Here is a 13,715-nt window from a genome sequence, read left to right as displayed (position 1 = left end):
GGGATGGCTCCGATCCCGTCAAGAACGCGGCTACAGCGCGAACCCTGCGACTGTCGCCGCGCCTGCCTGGATCGGAAGCTGGATCATGAAGCCTTGCTGGTTCGCGTCCGTCAGCGTCAACGTGCGTTGCTCGGCCGTCTGGGGCGCATCGACGTCGAGGACGAGGATCACGCCGGCTGGGCCGGTGAGGTTCGTCGAGTTCGAGTAGAGCCCCACGCCCGTGTCGTAGACGACCTCTGCGCCTGGCAGCGACGTCGTGAGTGCGACGCCGGAGAGCGGCTGGTTGTTGCGTGAAACCTTGATGATGAGGTGCGCGCGCGCCGTGTCGATGACGATTGGCGCGGGCAAGGTTGCCGCGATCGACGTGAGCACGTTGCGATCGACGACGGGCAAGGTCACGGAGCCCGAGGAGGGCACGCGCACGGCCGAGTGCGTGGACAGGATGCCGGTGGCCCCGAGCGTCTCATCGCGCACGAAGATCCAGGGCGTGCCGCTGATCACGGAGGGCAGGCTGAAGCTCGTGACCATGTCCCCGTAGGGCGCCTCGAGGGGCATGCCTGTGCTCGATGTGGCGAAGATCGTCGCGGCGCCGGCGTAGGGGCCGATTTGCGCGAAGCCCGGCTCGTTCAGCACGCCCACGTTGCCCGTGACGTCGTTCGAGAGTGTTCCGCCCTCGCCGCCCTGCCCGCCTGCGCCACCTCCGCCGCCGCTCGGGATTACGCCGCCGCTCGGGTTGACGCAGCCGGGGCCGGTGCACGGAGGCCGCGGGTCGAGGTCGGTCTCCGCGGACCCGCACGCTGCCGCGACGCACACGAGGCTCGTGAATACGGAGCCACGGAGAACGAGGGAAAGCGAAGAGGATTTCGTCATGGCGCAAGGATAAGCGCTTCCTGGGTCCGGCAAAATGCCTCCCGGGGTGGGCGCTCGAATCCAGCGCGGACGATCAGCTCGCCGTCGCGGCGTTTGTGGGCGGGGGAGCCGGCGGCGTGGCCGAGGAGGCGCGGGTGCGCTGCTTGTGGAGGGCGAAGGCGAGCCCGCAGATCGCGAGGCCGATGAGCTGGGAGGTCGAGAGGCTGAAGAGGCCGCCGCGATCGTCGGCGCGCCAGAATTCGAGCACGAACCGGCCGACGGCGTAGAGCGCGAGGAACGCGACGAAGACCTGGCCGTCGTAGCGCTTCCTACCGTGGACGTAGAGCAGGCAGAAGGCCGCGATCGCGAACGAGACGGCCGACTCGTAGATCTGCGTCGGGTGCACGGGGTGCGAGACGTGGTTCAGGCCGGGCAGCTCGTGGAGCTTCCACTGCGCCTCGCTCGCCGGGCTGTTCGCGGGGAACGCGAGCCCGAGCGGACCGTCCGTGCGGACGCCGAAGCAGCAGCCTGCGAGCAGACAGCCCATGCGCCCGAACCCGAGCCCGAGCGGCACGGCGAATCCGGCCATGTCCGCGGCTTTCCAGAAGGGAAACCGATCCCGCTTGAGCAGGTAGACCGCCATGAGCGACGAGCCGATGAACCCGCCGTAATACGCGAGCCCGCCCTGCCAGAACTTCGCCCACGCGAAGCAGTCGCGCGCCGGCGGATGGCAGACCCCGCGTGTCGCGTCCCAAACGCCACGCGCGACGCGTTCTTCCTCGCCGAAGGGGTACCAGCCGAAGAGGTTGAGCCCCGAGCCGCGCGGGACGAGCTGCGCGCACTGCGCCTCGTTGTAGGGCCAGTCGACCTTCGTGGGGTCCGTGCAGAGGTGCACGTAGTCCCAGAAGTAGCCGTCCGCGATGACGTGGAGCAGGCGCCCGCCGACGACGCCCATGAGCAGACACGCGAGCCCGAGATCGACGATGACATCGGGATCCTGCCCGATTCGCCGCGCCCACATGGATCCGAGGGCCGTGGCGAAGAGGAAGCCCGTGAGGAGCAGGCCGAAATAGGCCGGGAACCCGATGTCGAGGTAAAAGACGCGGAAGAGCTCGGGTCGCATGGCTCCTTCAGGAAGAGGCTTCTTCGGCCTTCTTCGGCGGCGCGCTCTTCTTGCGCGACGTGAACATGTCGACGCCCATCAGGATGACGCCGGCCACGATCGCGATGTCCGCGATGTTGTACGTGGGCCAGTGGTACTCACGCATCGGCCCTGAGATCTTCTCGACCAGCTTGTCGAGGCCCGTGCCGTTGCCGATGTACATGTCGATGAAGTCGATGACGTGCCCGTAGCGGATGCGGTCGACGAGGTTGCCGAGCGCGCCGCCGAGCACGAGGGGTAGGCCCCACCGGAGCGCCGTCTGGTTCGGGGCGAGCTTGCGGTAGAGCGAGACGATGAACGCGATCGCCACGATCGACACGAGCACGAAGAACGGCCTGCGCACGTTCTCGCTCTCGTTCTGGAGCAGGCCCCAGGCGCCGCCGCGGTTGTGCGCGAGCGCGAGCGCGAGGTAGCCCTTGATGAGGTCGACGCGGGCGAACGGCTTGTCGAGGTTCTGGACCGCCCACCACTTGCTGCCGAGATCGAGCGCCAGGGTGACGATCGCGACCACGCCGAGGAAGACGTACGAGGCGCGGTACGGCGGCGCGGCCTTCGGGGCCTCGCCCGCCCCGGTCTCCGGGGCCTCCGCGCTCGGCTCGTTCGACCCCTCGCCCGCCGTTTGGGCGGCCTCTTGCTCCTCGGATTTCTCTTCCGTCATGGTCTTCGCGATGGTGCGCCCCCAAGGCGCGCCGGATCTTTCGGTAGCGTGTTCGGCGGTACCCCGAGGCGTGGCGGCTGTCCAGTGTCGAATTGCCTCACGCCTCTCCCGGCGGAGGCAGAGGCGCCGGCGGCGCGGGGCTCGCGGTCAAGGGCTCGGCTGGCGGCACAGGCTCGCCGAATCCCCCGCGCGTCTTGCGCGACAGGAACGTATCGAGGGCCATGAGCAGGACGCCGGCGACGATGGCGATGTCGGCGACGTTGAAGGTCGGCCAGTGGATCTCGCGGCCGTTCCGGATGACGTAGAAGTCGATGAAGTCGATGACCGAGCCGTAGCGGATGCGGTCGACGAGGTTGCCGACCGCGCCGCCGAGCGCGAGGGGCAGGCCCCAGCGCATGGCCCACTGATCGCGGTGGATGCGGCGATAGACCGAGACGATGAAGACGACGGCGGCCGAGGAGACGAAGAGGAAAAACGGGCGCCGGAGGTTCTCGGGCAAGCTGCGGAGGAAGCTCCAGGCCCCGCCCGGGTTCAGCGTGTAGATGAAGTCGAAGTGATCCTTGATCACCTCGATGCTCTTCGGGCGACCCTTGTCTGCCCCGGACAACGCAGCCTTCGCCCAGCCCTTCGAGGCCAGATCGGCCGCGGCGGACACGACCGTGATCACGGCGAGGAAGAGCATGGAGGGGCGGTAGGTGTCGTCCGGGGGCGCCTCCGCGCGCTTCTCCTCGGCGTCTTGTCCGGTCATGGGGTCGACCATGTGTACGCGATGGGCCACGGACCTGCAAAGCGGCCCAGCGTGGCTCCTTGTTCCCCGGGGCGTGGTGGCGCACTGCGGTACATCCGTTTAGTATGCGCGCCATGCCGCTGCCGCCGTGGAAGCAGCCCGTGGGCGTCGATGCCGTGATCGAAGGCTGGCTCGCCTCCGGGTACGTGCGCCCTTGCCTGACCGCCGATCGGGCCCTGCCCGCGTCCGAAGGCGACTACCGCGAGATCCCCGCCGATCTGCCCGACGCGTTGCGCCGCGCCCTCGCGTCCCGCGGGATCACGCGGCTCTACGCGCACCAGGCCGAGGCGCTCGTGGCCGCGCGGGAGCGCAAGCACGTGGTGGTCGCGACGCCGACCGCGAGCGGCAAGAGCATGTGCTTCCACCTGCCCGTGCTCTCGGCGCTCATGGCCGATCCCGACGCGAGCGCGATCTACCTCTACCCGACGAAGGCGCTCTCCCGGGACCAGGAAGCCGGGGTGCAGAAGCTCATCCGCGACGCGGGGCTCACCATCCCGGCCATCGTCTACGACGGGGACACGCCCGGCGACGCGCGGCGCGCGGCCCGTGAGCGGAGCCCGATCGTCATGACGAACCCCGACATGCTGCACGCGGGGATCCTGCCGCATCACGCGCACTGGGCGCGGACGTTCCAGCGGCTCAAGTACGTGGTGCTCGACGAGCTGCATACGTACCGCGGGGTCTTCGGATCGCACGTGGCGCACGTGCTCGCGCGCGTGCGGCGTGTGGCGCAGTTCCACGGGTCGGATCCGATCTTCCTGTGCGCGACGGCGACGATCGGGAACCCGGGCGAGCACGCGTCGCGGCTGCTCGGGGTGCCGGAGGATCGGATCCGCGTGGTCGGCGCATCGGGCGCGCCGCGGGGGGCGCGGCGGCTCTTCGTCTACAACCCGCCCGTCGTGAACGCCGAGCTCGGCGTGCGCGCGAGCACGCTGAAGGCGTCGGTGCGCCTCGCGGTGGATCTCATCCGGGCGCGCGTGCCGACGATCGTGTTCGGGCAGTCGCGGAACTCCGTGGAGATCATGCTGAAGTACCTACGTGATCGCGTGGGCGACGAGGTCGGGCCTGACGCGATCATGGCGTACCGCGGCGGTTATCTGCCGGAGACACGGCGGCGTGTGGAGCACGGCTTACGAGAGGGAGAAATCCTCTGCGTCGTGGCCACAAATGCGCTGGAGCTCGGGATCGACATCGGCGAGCTCGACGCGGTCGTCTGCGCGGGTTATCCGGGCAGCATCGCGGCGACGTGGCAGCGCTTCGGCCGCGCAGGGAGGCGCGGCGGCACGAGCATCGCGGTGATGGTCGCGAACTCGAACGCGCTCGATCAGTACCTCGCGACGAACCCCGAGTACCTCCTGCGGGGCGAGATCGAGCAGGCGCGGATCGATCCGGACAACACCGAGATCCTGATCCAGCACCTCAAGTGCGCGGCGTTCGAGATGCCGTTTTTGCGCGGCGAGGACTACCGCGGCATGGATCCCGAGAACACCGAGGCAGCGCTGCGTTTCCTCGCCGGGCACGGCGTGGTGCACGAGTCCGAGGATCGGTTCCACTGGTCGACGGACGCGTACCCGGCGAACCACGTGAGCCTACGGACCGTGGGCTGGGACAACTTCGTCATCATCGATCGTGCCCAGGGCAAGGTCCTCGCCGAGCTCGACTTCCGCTCGACGCACACGATGTTGCATGAGCAGGCGATCTACCAGCACGACGGCGAGCAGTACCAAGTGGAGAAGCTCGACTACGAGAACCACAAGGCGTTCGTCACGAAGGTCGAGCCCGACTACTTCACGACCGCGATGACGAAACGAAAGGTGGCCGTCATCGAGGAGAGCGCGCGCGCGCCGCTTGGCCGGGCGATGTCTGGCTGGGGCGAGGTGAGCGTCGTGGAGAAGATCGTCGGGTACAAGAAGATCAAGTTCCACACGCACGAGAACACGGGCTACGGCGACGTGCGGCTGCCGGACATGCAGATGCACACGACGAGCTTCTGGCTGACGGTGCCGGAGGAGGTGTGCATGGAGCTCGGGCTCGGGCGCGCCGCCGCGATCGAGGGGATGCGCGGGATCGCGGTCGCGCTGGAGACGGTCTCGACGCTCGCGCTGATGTGCGATCCGCGGGACCTCGGGCAGACGCTCGGCGACGGCGGCGACGACGAGAACCAGCCGCCGCAAGCGTCGGGCGGCCCGCACGCCGGGTTCGATCCGACGATCTTCCTCTTCGACAACGTGCCCGGCGGCGTGGGTTTGGCGGAGCGGATCTGCGAGTCGGCGCACGAGCTCGTGGCGCGGACACGGCAGCTCGTCTCACGGTGCACGTGCCAGGCCGGGTGCCCGATGTGCGTAGGCGCGACGAGCGGAGACGGGATCCGGAAGAAGGCGGCGCTGGGGCTGCTCGCCTCGATCTTTCACTGAGCCGTCTGCGTCAGTCGTCGCGCCCGGCCGCGTCGTCATCGTCGTCGCCGTCGTCGGCGACGCGGGATCGGTCCTTCGTGAGCGGCGGGTAGAGGTTCTCTACGAAGACCTCGGACACGATCCCCGCGATCCGCGTGTCCATCTCGGACAGGTGGGCGCGGAGCTCCGCGATCGCGAGCTCCAGCGCAGCCTTCAGCGTGCGCTGGCGCGGCAGCGATTCCCGCTGCATCGCGGCCGTCGCCTCCCCGAGGCGTTCCCCGTCGGAGGCGTGTTGCTTGAACGTCGCCGCGCGGATCGCGCCGCGGTACCGCACGCGCTCGCGCTCCAGGAAATCGCGGTACGCCTTCACGGCGCCGGAGAGCTCCTGGATGCAGTTGTCGAGCCGCGTGAGCTCCTTCCGCAGCGCTTTCTTCGCCTCTGCTTCGAGCGCGCCGTGCTCCACGTGCGCGGCCAGCGTCGCGTAGATCTCCCGCGCCCACCGCAGGTGACGGAGCCCCGAAGCGCCTCGCGTGAGTTTGTCCACGGCTCGTCGCTCCCCTCGTTCAGCAGGGCTTCTTCTTGTTCTTGCCCTTCAGCTTCTCGCGCATCTTCGGGCAGACGTCCTTGATCGTGCCGCTCTTTTCCTTGTACGCGGCCTTGATCTTCTCGAACTCGTCCGCGTTTTTCTTCTTGAGATCCACCTTCTCGGCCGGATCGTCCTTCACGTTGAAGAAGCGGTAGCCCGCGTCGTCGCCCTCGGCGATGAGCTTGAAGTCGCCCCGCATGAAGGCCCTGCGGCGGTCGTTGTCGCTCGTGCGCGGCAGGTCCATGATCACGTCGCGCTTCTCGGGATCCTTGCCGTAGAGCTCCGGCACGAGGCTCGTGCCCTGCATGGCCGGATCCTTGGGCTGGCCGAACATCTCGAGGATCGTGGGCGCGAGATCGACGCCGCTGCGCGGCTCGTCGATCTGGCGGGGCACGACGCCCGGGGCGCGGATGATGAGCGGCACGTGTGTGAGCACGTCCCAGAGCTCGAAGCCGTGGCGGTACATGCCGTGCTCGCCGAACGCGTCGCCGTGATCACTCGAGATGATGATCGCCGTGCGCTTGCCCCACTCCTGCGAATCGACGAACTCGAAGAGCTTGCCGAGGTGCTGATCGGTGAACGTGACCTCGGCGTCGTACTTGTCGCGCGTCGACTTGCCGTACGGGCCGATGCCGTCGTGCGGCATGTACTGATCGTGCGGGTCGAGGAAGTGGAACCAGGCGAAGAAGCGGCCGCCCGTGTTCGCCTTCTCCGAGAGGATCTTCTTCGCGAGATCGACGTGCTGCGGGCTCGTGACGTTCTTGTCCGTGGTGTTGTCCACCGAGAGGCCCGGGATGATCTCGTAGACATCAAATCCCTGCCGGAAGCCGGCCTTCTGGTCGAAGTAGAAGTGCGCGTGCGCGGTCAACGTGCGCACGCCGGCCTTCTGCAGGAGCTCGGGGAACATGAGCACGCTGTCGGGGTAGTTGCCGAAGAAGTAGCCGCTGCGCTCGAGCTCGCTCGGGTACCGGCCCGCGAGGAAGCCGCCAAGGCTCATCGCCGTGTACGAGGAGATGGCGTAGAAGCGCGAGTACGAGACCGCGCTCTTCGCGAACTTCGTGAGCACCGGCGCGATGTCGCGCGGGTAGCCGAGCCAGGGCATGTCGGCCCGCAAGCTGTCGACCGTGACCACGAGGACGTTGAGGTCCTTGGGGAGGCCCGTCGCATCGGCGGGCGCAGTCTTCGGGGCTTCGGTGGTCGGCGCCGGCGCCGCGCTCGCGGCAGGTGCGATCGAGACGACCGGAGCCGCGGCGCTCGTGGCCTCCGCGGCAGGCGTCGCGGCAGGCTTCGGGGGCTGGGATTCGCCGTTCTGGGTGCAGGCAGCGGAGGCCCCGAGGAGGGCCAGGAACGCGGTACAGCGCAGAGCAGAGGGCATGGCGCCGGCTATCTACCCCCGTTCGTGCCGGACGGCCGCGAAAACCGCACATTTTGGTGTAAGGGCGCGTATCCTCGCGCGTTCGAGGCAACGCATGAGCCGTCTTTCTCGCTTTCGACTGGGTACCGTAGGTGGATTTCTCCTTCTGGCCTCCGCGCTCCCCCTCGCGGGATGCGCGCGGGGGCCCGACGTACAGAGCGGTCTCGCGCTGCGGCGCGTGGTCATCTACCGCAACGGCGTCGGTTACTACGAGCGCGCCGGGCACGTGGAAGATCCCGAGGTCGCGTTCAAGGTCCGCACGGAGCGCATCGGCGACTTCCTCGCCACGCTCGCCGTGATGGAGCAGGGCGGGAGCAGCGTGCGCAGCGCATCGTTCCCGGTCGAGCTCGACAAGGACAAGGACGAAGGCGACGGCGAAGAGGAGGATGAGGACGCCGAGGCCGAGCCGCCGGCTCCCGAGGCTCGTTTCGGCGTGCCGCAGCCGCCGCAGCCGCCGAAGCTGAAGAAGAAGAAGAAGGGCGATGGGCGCGAGACGGTGCGGCTGACGCTCGACGGCGAAGAGCACGATCTCGTGGTCGGGTACGTCGCGGAGACGCCGGTCTGGCGGCCCTCGTATCGCCTGGTGATCGGCAGGGGCGAGACCGCCGGCGCGGGGAAGGCGGATCTGCAGGCCTGGGGCATCGTGCAGAACCAGTCGGGCGAGGACTGGAAGGGCGTGCGGCTCTCGCTCGTCGCGGGCGCGCCGCTCGCGTTCCAGGCGACCCTCGACAAACCCGTGGTGCCGCCGCGCCCCGTGGTGACGGATCAAGGCGAGGTGATCGCGTCGGTGCCCGTGGGCGAGACGAGCCTGCCCACGATGGCGCCCCCGGCGTCTCCGCCGCCGCCGCCCATGCCGATGGACGCGTCGCGGACAGAAGATACGGGCGAGAGCCTCGACGGTCTGCTCGCAGAGGCCGAGGCCGCGAAGGAAGAGGCGGCAGCAGATGGCGATTTTGGCGGCGAGGGTCGGGGTGGATTGAGGGCGCCGCGCGCGTCGACGACGCGCTCGGCGCCCGCGACGAAGGGTCGCGTGGCGGCGAACTACGGCGGCGGATATCCCGGCGCCGGCGCTGCGGCCTCGCAAGCGCCGTATCCGACGGAGATGCCGCGACCGGTGACGCCGTCGAACCCGCGCAACGTGAACGCGCTGGCGGCCGTCGCGATCGAGGGCGGCACGACGCGCTACGATCTCCCCTTCCCCGTCGACATCCCGAACAAGAGCGCGACGATGGTCCTCTTGCTCGCGCAAAGCGTGCCCGGCGAGGCGATCTTCCTCTACTCGCCCGACGGCGGCGTGCGTGACTCGTTCGCGCATCCGTTCCGCGTCGCGCGCTTCACGAACAACACGAAGGGCCTGCTCGAAAAGGGGCCGATCGCGGTGTTCGACAACGGCGCGTTCCTCGGGCAAGGCATGGTCGATCCGCTGCCGCCCGGGGCCGTCGCCACGGTGCCGTTCGCCCTCGAACGGGGCCTCGCCGTGACCACGGATCGCACGGAGGACGAGCTCAGCGCGCGCCTCGCGAAGATCGATGCGGGGCAGCTCTTCATCGAGCGCGACTGGGTCTACCACACGAAGTACACGATCAAGAACGGCACGGACCTCGACGCGAAGACGCTCGTGAAGCACGCGCGGATGCCCGGCACGCGGCTCGAAAACCCGCCCAAGGGCACGGAAGACAACGTCGGCACGGGCAGCGCGCTCGTCCCGCAGGCGACGCCGAAGCGCGGGACGAACGTGCTCGACGTGGAGGAGCGTCGCAGCTTCACGCGGCAGGTCGACGTGCTGTCGCAGCTCGCCGACGACGCGGTGAAGGCCTACATGAACGACGCGCGCGCCGACAAGGTCGTGGTGGCGGACCTGAAGAAGGCGTGGGAGGCGCGTGGCAAGCTGCGCACCGCGCTCGACGAGCGGAACAAGCTCCAGTCCGAGCAGAACACGCTGGAGCGCGAGAGCGAGCAGCTCCGGCGCAACCTCAAGGCGATCGAGAAGATCAAGGACGACCCGCGGGACACCGTGTCGCGCCAGAACACCGAGAAGATGCGGCAGGACTTCACGGATCGGCTCGGCAAGGCCTCGACGCGCCTCGGCGAGCTCACGAAGCGCCTGACGATTCTCGAGATCGAGGTGAACGAGCAGTCGGTGCGGCTGCGGGATCTGCTCGCCTCGATCAAGCTGGAGAAGGCGCTGCCGAACCCGTGACGAGCGCGTGAGCGGGGGGCGCCGCGCGGCCGACGCCGCGGGGGCCCCCCTCCCCTCTCAGGCCTTCGAGGCCTTCGACGAACCCGGCGAGCGCGACGTGCCCGCGTGCGTCCACGTCCGCTCCGCGCCGAGCGCGAGCCAGGTCATCTGGATCGTTTGCTCACCAACGACCACGCCGACCTTGTCCCCCCACGCGGCGGGCTCGGGCAAGGAGAGGCTCTTTTGCCCCTTCAACCCGTCGAGCGACGCGGGCGGCAGCTCGAACGTGGCGATGCCTTCGCTCGCCAGCGCTGCAACCGCGGTGCTCGGCACAAACGGTGCGACGACAGCGCGGAGCGCGGGCAGATCGATCGTCTTCTCCACGACGGCGCGGACCTCGTCGAGCGAGCGCAGCACGACCACGACGCCACCCGCGAGGGGCGGACCTCCGGGCGTCGGCGGCATCTCCGCGGGCTTGCCGTTCGAGCTCGGTCGAGACGCGCCTTCGATGAGGTCGAGCACGAGCGGCCCCTTCCACGACGCCGGCGGCGGCAAGGCGGGCGACTTGCCCGCGGCCGCGCCCTCGCCCTTCTTGTCGCGCAGCACGAGCACGTCGTCGGTGGGCAGCGCGCGCGGTACGGTCACGCGCACCGGGCGCTTGAACGAGCGCGGATCCCCGACGGTCCCCGTGGCCACCGCGTACGCGAGCGTCTCGGCCGAGGCCACGACGAACGACGGCACGCCCGGCACGCGCGGGGCCGGCTCCGCCGTGCGCAGCGAGAGCGTCCCCGCCGGCGGCGGATACAACTCGCCCGTCACGACGCGCCGATCGGGCTCGATGATGCGCGCGCCCGTGGCCACGAGATCCACGAGCGCGCCCGACTGCGCGAGGACCTCGAGCACCTGGCGCGACGGCGGCGCCACGAGCAGATCGAGCCGGGAAGGAACACGCTTCGACTTGAGCAGGAGCGCGGCCGCGAGCATGTCGCGCAGGGTCACCCCCGAGTCGCCGCCGAGCACGACCTGACCCACGGGCTTGCCCGCGAGATCCCGCACGGGCCGCACGACGCCCGCCTCGTCCATGAGGAGCGGATCCACCGTGCTGAGGTCGAGCGAGACCACCTCTTCGCACGGCGCGCCCGGATCGGGGACGAGGGCGCGATGCGCCTTGGAGCGGCGCTGATCCCGGAGGAACACCTCGGTCTTCTCGTCGCTCACGAACAGGGCCGCGGCGGCGCCGACCTGCGGCGCGATGCCGCAGAGCACCGCGCGCTCCGCGACCGAGAGCAAGCGCGCGCTCGGGCCCGCGAACTCCAGCACGACAGGCGCGTGGTGCTCGGCCTCGATACGCCGCACGATCTCGTCGATGCCCCGGCGCAGAAGCTCGAGCGCCACGTCACGCGCGCACACGAACGGGCGCACGCGGCCCGATAGGTGGATCTGCACGCTGCGCGGCGGGCGCACCCAGGTCGAGCCCGTCGCGAGGGCCTGGCCGAGCTGGCTCGGCGAGACCACGAGGGTCAACATCCCGACCCCGCCGACGGGGGCGAGGCGCGCGTCGTCCGTGAGCGCGAGCCTCGCCGGCGCGGCGAAGCGCTCGAGGTGCACGGGCGCGGGGAAGCCGATGCCGCCGCGGGCGATGGGCACGTTGTACGCAGGCAGCTCCGGCGAGACGGCTTGCGGCGCGCCGGCGGCCACGTCGGCGAGCGCGCGCGCGTCGGTCACGCACGTACCGTCGTAGGCCACGGCCATCTCGACCGGAGTCTTCTTCATCCCGGCGGAGAGCGCCTCGCCGAGGGCCCGGTTGGGCGATCGCGAGAGGATGATCTGGTCGACCTTGACCTGGACCAGATCTCCTCGGAGCTGCGGATCGGCGGCGCGTCCCGCGAGGATCTTCTGGGGCATCGTGCGGGGGGGATCCCCGGCTCGTGCGCGCATTTCTTTGGGCCGTCCTTCTCGTTCGGATACGTGGGGACAAACCAGGTGCCACCGCGATGGGTCGGTGGGCACGTAGCCGCGACGCACGTTAGCCGCTCGGCGGGACGAGGGTCAAGCGCCGGTGAGGGCGGGCCCGTAGGTGCGGGAATGGACCGGTTGGCATCGGGATGCAAGAGGCAAAAGACGCTCCCCCGAGACTGCCGGGACGATCGGAGGACGGAAAGAGCGGCCGGACGGACGGGTGTCCTGGGGTGCCAGGCCGCAAATCCGAGGCTCTTCGAACGAACCTCCCCTTTCTTTTTCCCGTCCGCCTCGGGTTTCGCTAAGGTTTCAGCCCATGTTCCAGAGCGTCCTCAAGGAGGTCGTCGAAGGCACCGAGGGTGGCATCGCCAGCCTCCTCATGGATTTCGAGGGCATCCCGGTCGACAGCTACTCGAAGCCCGATGCCCCCTTCGACATCAACACGATCGGCGCGGAGTTCAGCGTCGTCATCAAGTCGATCCAGCGCGCGGCCCAGATGCTCGAAGCCGGCGATACCGCCGAGATCGCCATCGAAGCGGCGAAGGTGACGACGGTCATTCGTGTGCTGAACGAGCGACACTTCGTCGCGGTCTCCGTGCGGCCAGACGGTAACGTCGGCAAGGCCCGGTACATGCTACGCGTCAAGGCGCCAGTGCTCTTGAAGGACATGTGAGCACCTCGCCGAAGCGCGTCCTCGTGATCTCGGGGCCGAACCTCGACAGGCTCGGCAAGCGTGAACCTTCCATCTACGGCACGACCACCCTCGACGACATCCACAAGGCCGTCGAGGAGGTCGCGCGGAGCGAAGGCGTGGACGTCTCGTTCCTGCAATCCAACCACGAGGGTGAGCTCGTGACGGCCATCGGGCGCGCCGCGGACGGGGGCTTTCACGGCATCGTCATGAACGGCGCCGGACTCACCCACACCTCGGTCGTGCTGCACGACGCCATCCGCGCGAGCGGCCTGCCCGTGGTCGAGGTGCACATCACGAACACCGCGGCGCGCGAACCTTTCCGTCACCACTCGATCACAGCCGGCGCGTGCCTCGGTACCGTCGCCGGCTTTGGCCCCGCGTCGTACGTGCTCGGCTTGCTGGGCCTCGTCTACCACCTGCAGCAGCGCGAAAATTGACGTCGAGCGTCACGCCGCCGACGCCCCCGAATCCCCTTCCTTTTTGCCGTCCTTCCGCTAGAAAGCACCCCGACGCTGGCGGGTCGCTTCCAGGGTAGAGCGGCCGCCACCACGCGGGAACGGATCGGCATGAACATCGACCTCAAGCAGCTCCGGACGCTGCTTCGCGTCCTCGAGAAGCGCAACGTCACCGAGTTCGAGTTCGAGGACGAGCACGTGCGTATCAGGCTCGCGCGTGGCACGGGCGGCGCGCGCGTCGTTGCCTACGAGGAGCGCGCCGAGGTCGCCCCCGCCGCTCCGCCGCCCCGTGCGGCTGCGAGCGAGGGCGAAGGGGGCACGTACGTCACCTCGCCCTTCGTCGGCACCTTCTACCGCTCCCCCTCCCCCGAGGCGCCGCCCTTCGTCGAGGTCGGGAGCCACATTCGAGAAGGCCAGGCGCTCTGCATCATCGAGGCGATGAAGCTGATGAACGAGATCGAGTCCGACTGCGGCGGCATCATCGACGAGATCCTCGTCGAGAACGGCAAGCCTGTCGAATTCGGTCAGAAGCTCTTCAGGGTCAAGCGCGTGTGAGCGCCGCTGTGGCAGAGAGGTAGG

The 13,715-nt window shown here is 69.1% G+C and carries 12 protein-coding genes; 5 read left to right on the top strand and 7 right to left on the bottom strand.

Annotation, left to right across the window (positions count from 1 at the left end; all coding sequences use genetic code 11):
* Positions 1–30: 30 nt before the first annotated feature.
* From POL67_RS27775 to lspA (POL67_RS27760), 4 genes are all read right to left on the bottom strand, one after another.
* Positions 31–870 carry a hypothetical protein gene (locus POL67_RS27775; RefSeq protein ID WP_271922396.1) on the bottom strand — a complete coding sequence of 280 codons (840 nt, stop codon included), beginning with the start codon at positions 868–870 and terminating at the stop codon, positions 31–33.
* Between the two features lie 73 nt (positions 871–943).
* Positions 944–1,972: a prolipoprotein diacylglyceryl transferase gene (locus POL67_RS27770; RefSeq protein WP_271922394.1), complete on the bottom strand. Its 1,029-nt coding sequence runs from the start codon at positions 1,970–1,972 to the stop codon at positions 944–946.
* 7 nt (positions 1,973–1,979) lie between these two features.
* Entirely contained in the window at positions 1,980–2,669 is a 690-nt protein-coding gene (gene lspA / locus POL67_RS27765) for a signal peptidase II (protein WP_271922392.1), read from the bottom strand.
* A gap of 97 nt (positions 2,670–2,766) precedes the next feature.
* Positions 2,767–3,417 carry a signal peptidase II gene (gene lspA, locus POL67_RS27760; RefSeq protein ID WP_271922390.1) on the bottom strand — a complete coding sequence of 217 codons (651 nt, stop codon included), beginning with the start codon at positions 3,415–3,417 and terminating at the stop codon, positions 2,767–2,769.
* Between the two features lie 113 nt (positions 3,418–3,530).
* On the opposite strand from lspA (POL67_RS27760), the gene POL67_RS27755 reads away from it, so the two are divergent.
* The gene (locus tag POL67_RS27755) at positions 3,531–5,870 is read left to right on the top strand and encodes a DEAD/DEAH box helicase (protein ID WP_271922388.1); all 2,340 of its coding nucleotides are present in this window, start codon (positions 3,531–3,533) and stop codon (positions 5,868–5,870) included.
* A gap of 10 nt (positions 5,871–5,880) precedes the next feature.
* Here the strand turns inward: POL67_RS27755 and POL67_RS27750 are convergent, their stop codons facing one another.
* Complete coding sequence (locus POL67_RS27750) at positions 5,881–6,393, bottom strand: hypothetical protein (RefSeq protein WP_271922386.1); 513 nt, start codon at positions 6,391–6,393, stop codon at positions 5,881–5,883.
* Between the two features lie 19 nt (positions 6,394–6,412).
* The gene (locus tag POL67_RS27745; RefSeq protein WP_271922384.1) at positions 6,413–7,810 is read right to left on the bottom strand and encodes a sulfatase; all 1,398 of its coding nucleotides are present in this window, start codon (positions 7,808–7,810) and stop codon (positions 6,413–6,415) included.
* A gap of 94 nt (positions 7,811–7,904) precedes the next feature.
* On the opposite strand from POL67_RS27745, the gene POL67_RS27740 reads away from it, so the two are divergent.
* Complete coding sequence (locus POL67_RS27740) at positions 7,905–10,049, top strand: DUF4139 domain-containing protein (RefSeq protein WP_271922383.1); 2,145 nt, start codon at positions 7,905–7,907, stop codon at positions 10,047–10,049.
* Positions 10,050–10,106: 57 nt separating this feature from the next.
* On the opposite strand, the gene POL67_RS27735 is transcribed toward POL67_RS27740, so the two are convergent.
* Positions 10,107–11,933, bottom strand: a complete 1,827-nt coding sequence (locus tag POL67_RS27735) for an aconitase family protein (RefSeq protein WP_271922381.1) — start codon at positions 11,931–11,933, stop codon at positions 10,107–10,109.
* A 370-nt stretch (positions 11,934–12,303) separates the two neighbouring features.
* On the opposite strand from POL67_RS27735, the gene POL67_RS27730 reads away from it, so the two are divergent.
* The 3 genes from POL67_RS27730 (at position 12,304) to accB (ending at position 13,691) form a co-directional block, all read left to right on the top strand.
* Positions 12,304–12,660: a roadblock/LC7 domain-containing protein gene (locus POL67_RS27730; RefSeq protein WP_136934686.1), complete on the top strand. Its 357-nt coding sequence runs from the start codon at positions 12,304–12,306 to the stop codon at positions 12,658–12,660.
* Positions 12,657–13,118 (top strand): type II 3-dehydroquinate dehydratase, encoded by a 462-nt coding sequence (aroQ, locus tag POL67_RS27725; RefSeq protein ID WP_271922378.1) that lies wholly within the window; start codon positions 12,657–12,659, stop codon positions 13,116–13,118. Before POL67_RS27730 ends, aroQ begins: the two co-directional genes overlap by 4 nt.
* A 129-nt stretch (positions 13,119–13,247) precedes the next feature.
* The gene (gene accB / locus POL67_RS27720) at positions 13,248–13,691 is read left to right on the top strand and encodes an acetyl-CoA carboxylase biotin carboxyl carrier protein (RefSeq protein ID WP_271922376.1); all 444 of its coding nucleotides are present in this window, start codon (positions 13,248–13,250) and stop codon (positions 13,689–13,691) included.
* The last annotated feature ends 24 nt before the right edge of the window (positions 13,692–13,715 follow it).

Source organism: Polyangium mundeleinium (assembly GCF_028369105.1).
In the GTDB taxonomy this organism is placed as follows: Bacteria; Myxococcota_A; Polyangia; order Polyangiales; family Polyangiaceae; genus Polyangium; species Polyangium mundeleinium.
This window is presented reverse-complemented; position numbering and strand designations above follow the sequence as displayed.

Coding starts and splice junctions, on each gene's coding strand:
- POL67_RS27775 (WP_271922396.1), bottom strand. CDS start 870: ATGACGAAATCCTCTTCGCTTTCCCTCGTTCTCCGTGGCTCCGTATTC.
- POL67_RS27770 (WP_271922394.1), bottom strand. CDS start 1,972: ATGCGACCCGAGCTCTTCCGCGTCTTTTACCTCGACATCGGGTTCCCG.
- lspA (WP_271922392.1), bottom strand. CDS start 2,669: ATGACGGAAGAGAAATCCGAGGAGCAAGAGGCCGCCCAAACGGCGGGC.
- lspA (WP_271922390.1), bottom strand. CDS start 3,417: ATGACCGGACAAGACGCCGAGGAGAAGCGCGCGGAGGCGCCCCCGGAC.
- POL67_RS27755 (WP_271922388.1), top strand. CDS start 3,531: ATGCCGCTGCCGCCGTGGAAGCAGCCCGTGGGCGTCGATGCCGTGATC.
- POL67_RS27745 (WP_271922384.1), bottom strand. CDS start 7,810: ATGCCCTCTGCTCTGCGCTGTACCGCGTTCCTGGCCCTCCTCGGGGCC.
- POL67_RS27740 (WP_271922383.1), top strand. CDS start 7,905: ATGAGCCGTCTTTCTCGCTTTCGACTGGGTACCGTAGGTGGATTTCTC.
- POL67_RS27735 (WP_271922381.1), bottom strand. CDS start 11,933: ATGCCCCAGAAGATCCTCGCGGGACGCGCCGCCGATCCGCAGCTCCGA.
- POL67_RS27730 (WP_136934686.1), top strand. CDS start 12,304: ATGTTCCAGAGCGTCCTCAAGGAGGTCGTCGAAGGCACCGAGGGTGGC.
- accB (WP_271922376.1), top strand. CDS start 13,248: ATGAACATCGACCTCAAGCAGCTCCGGACGCTGCTTCGCGTCCTCGAG.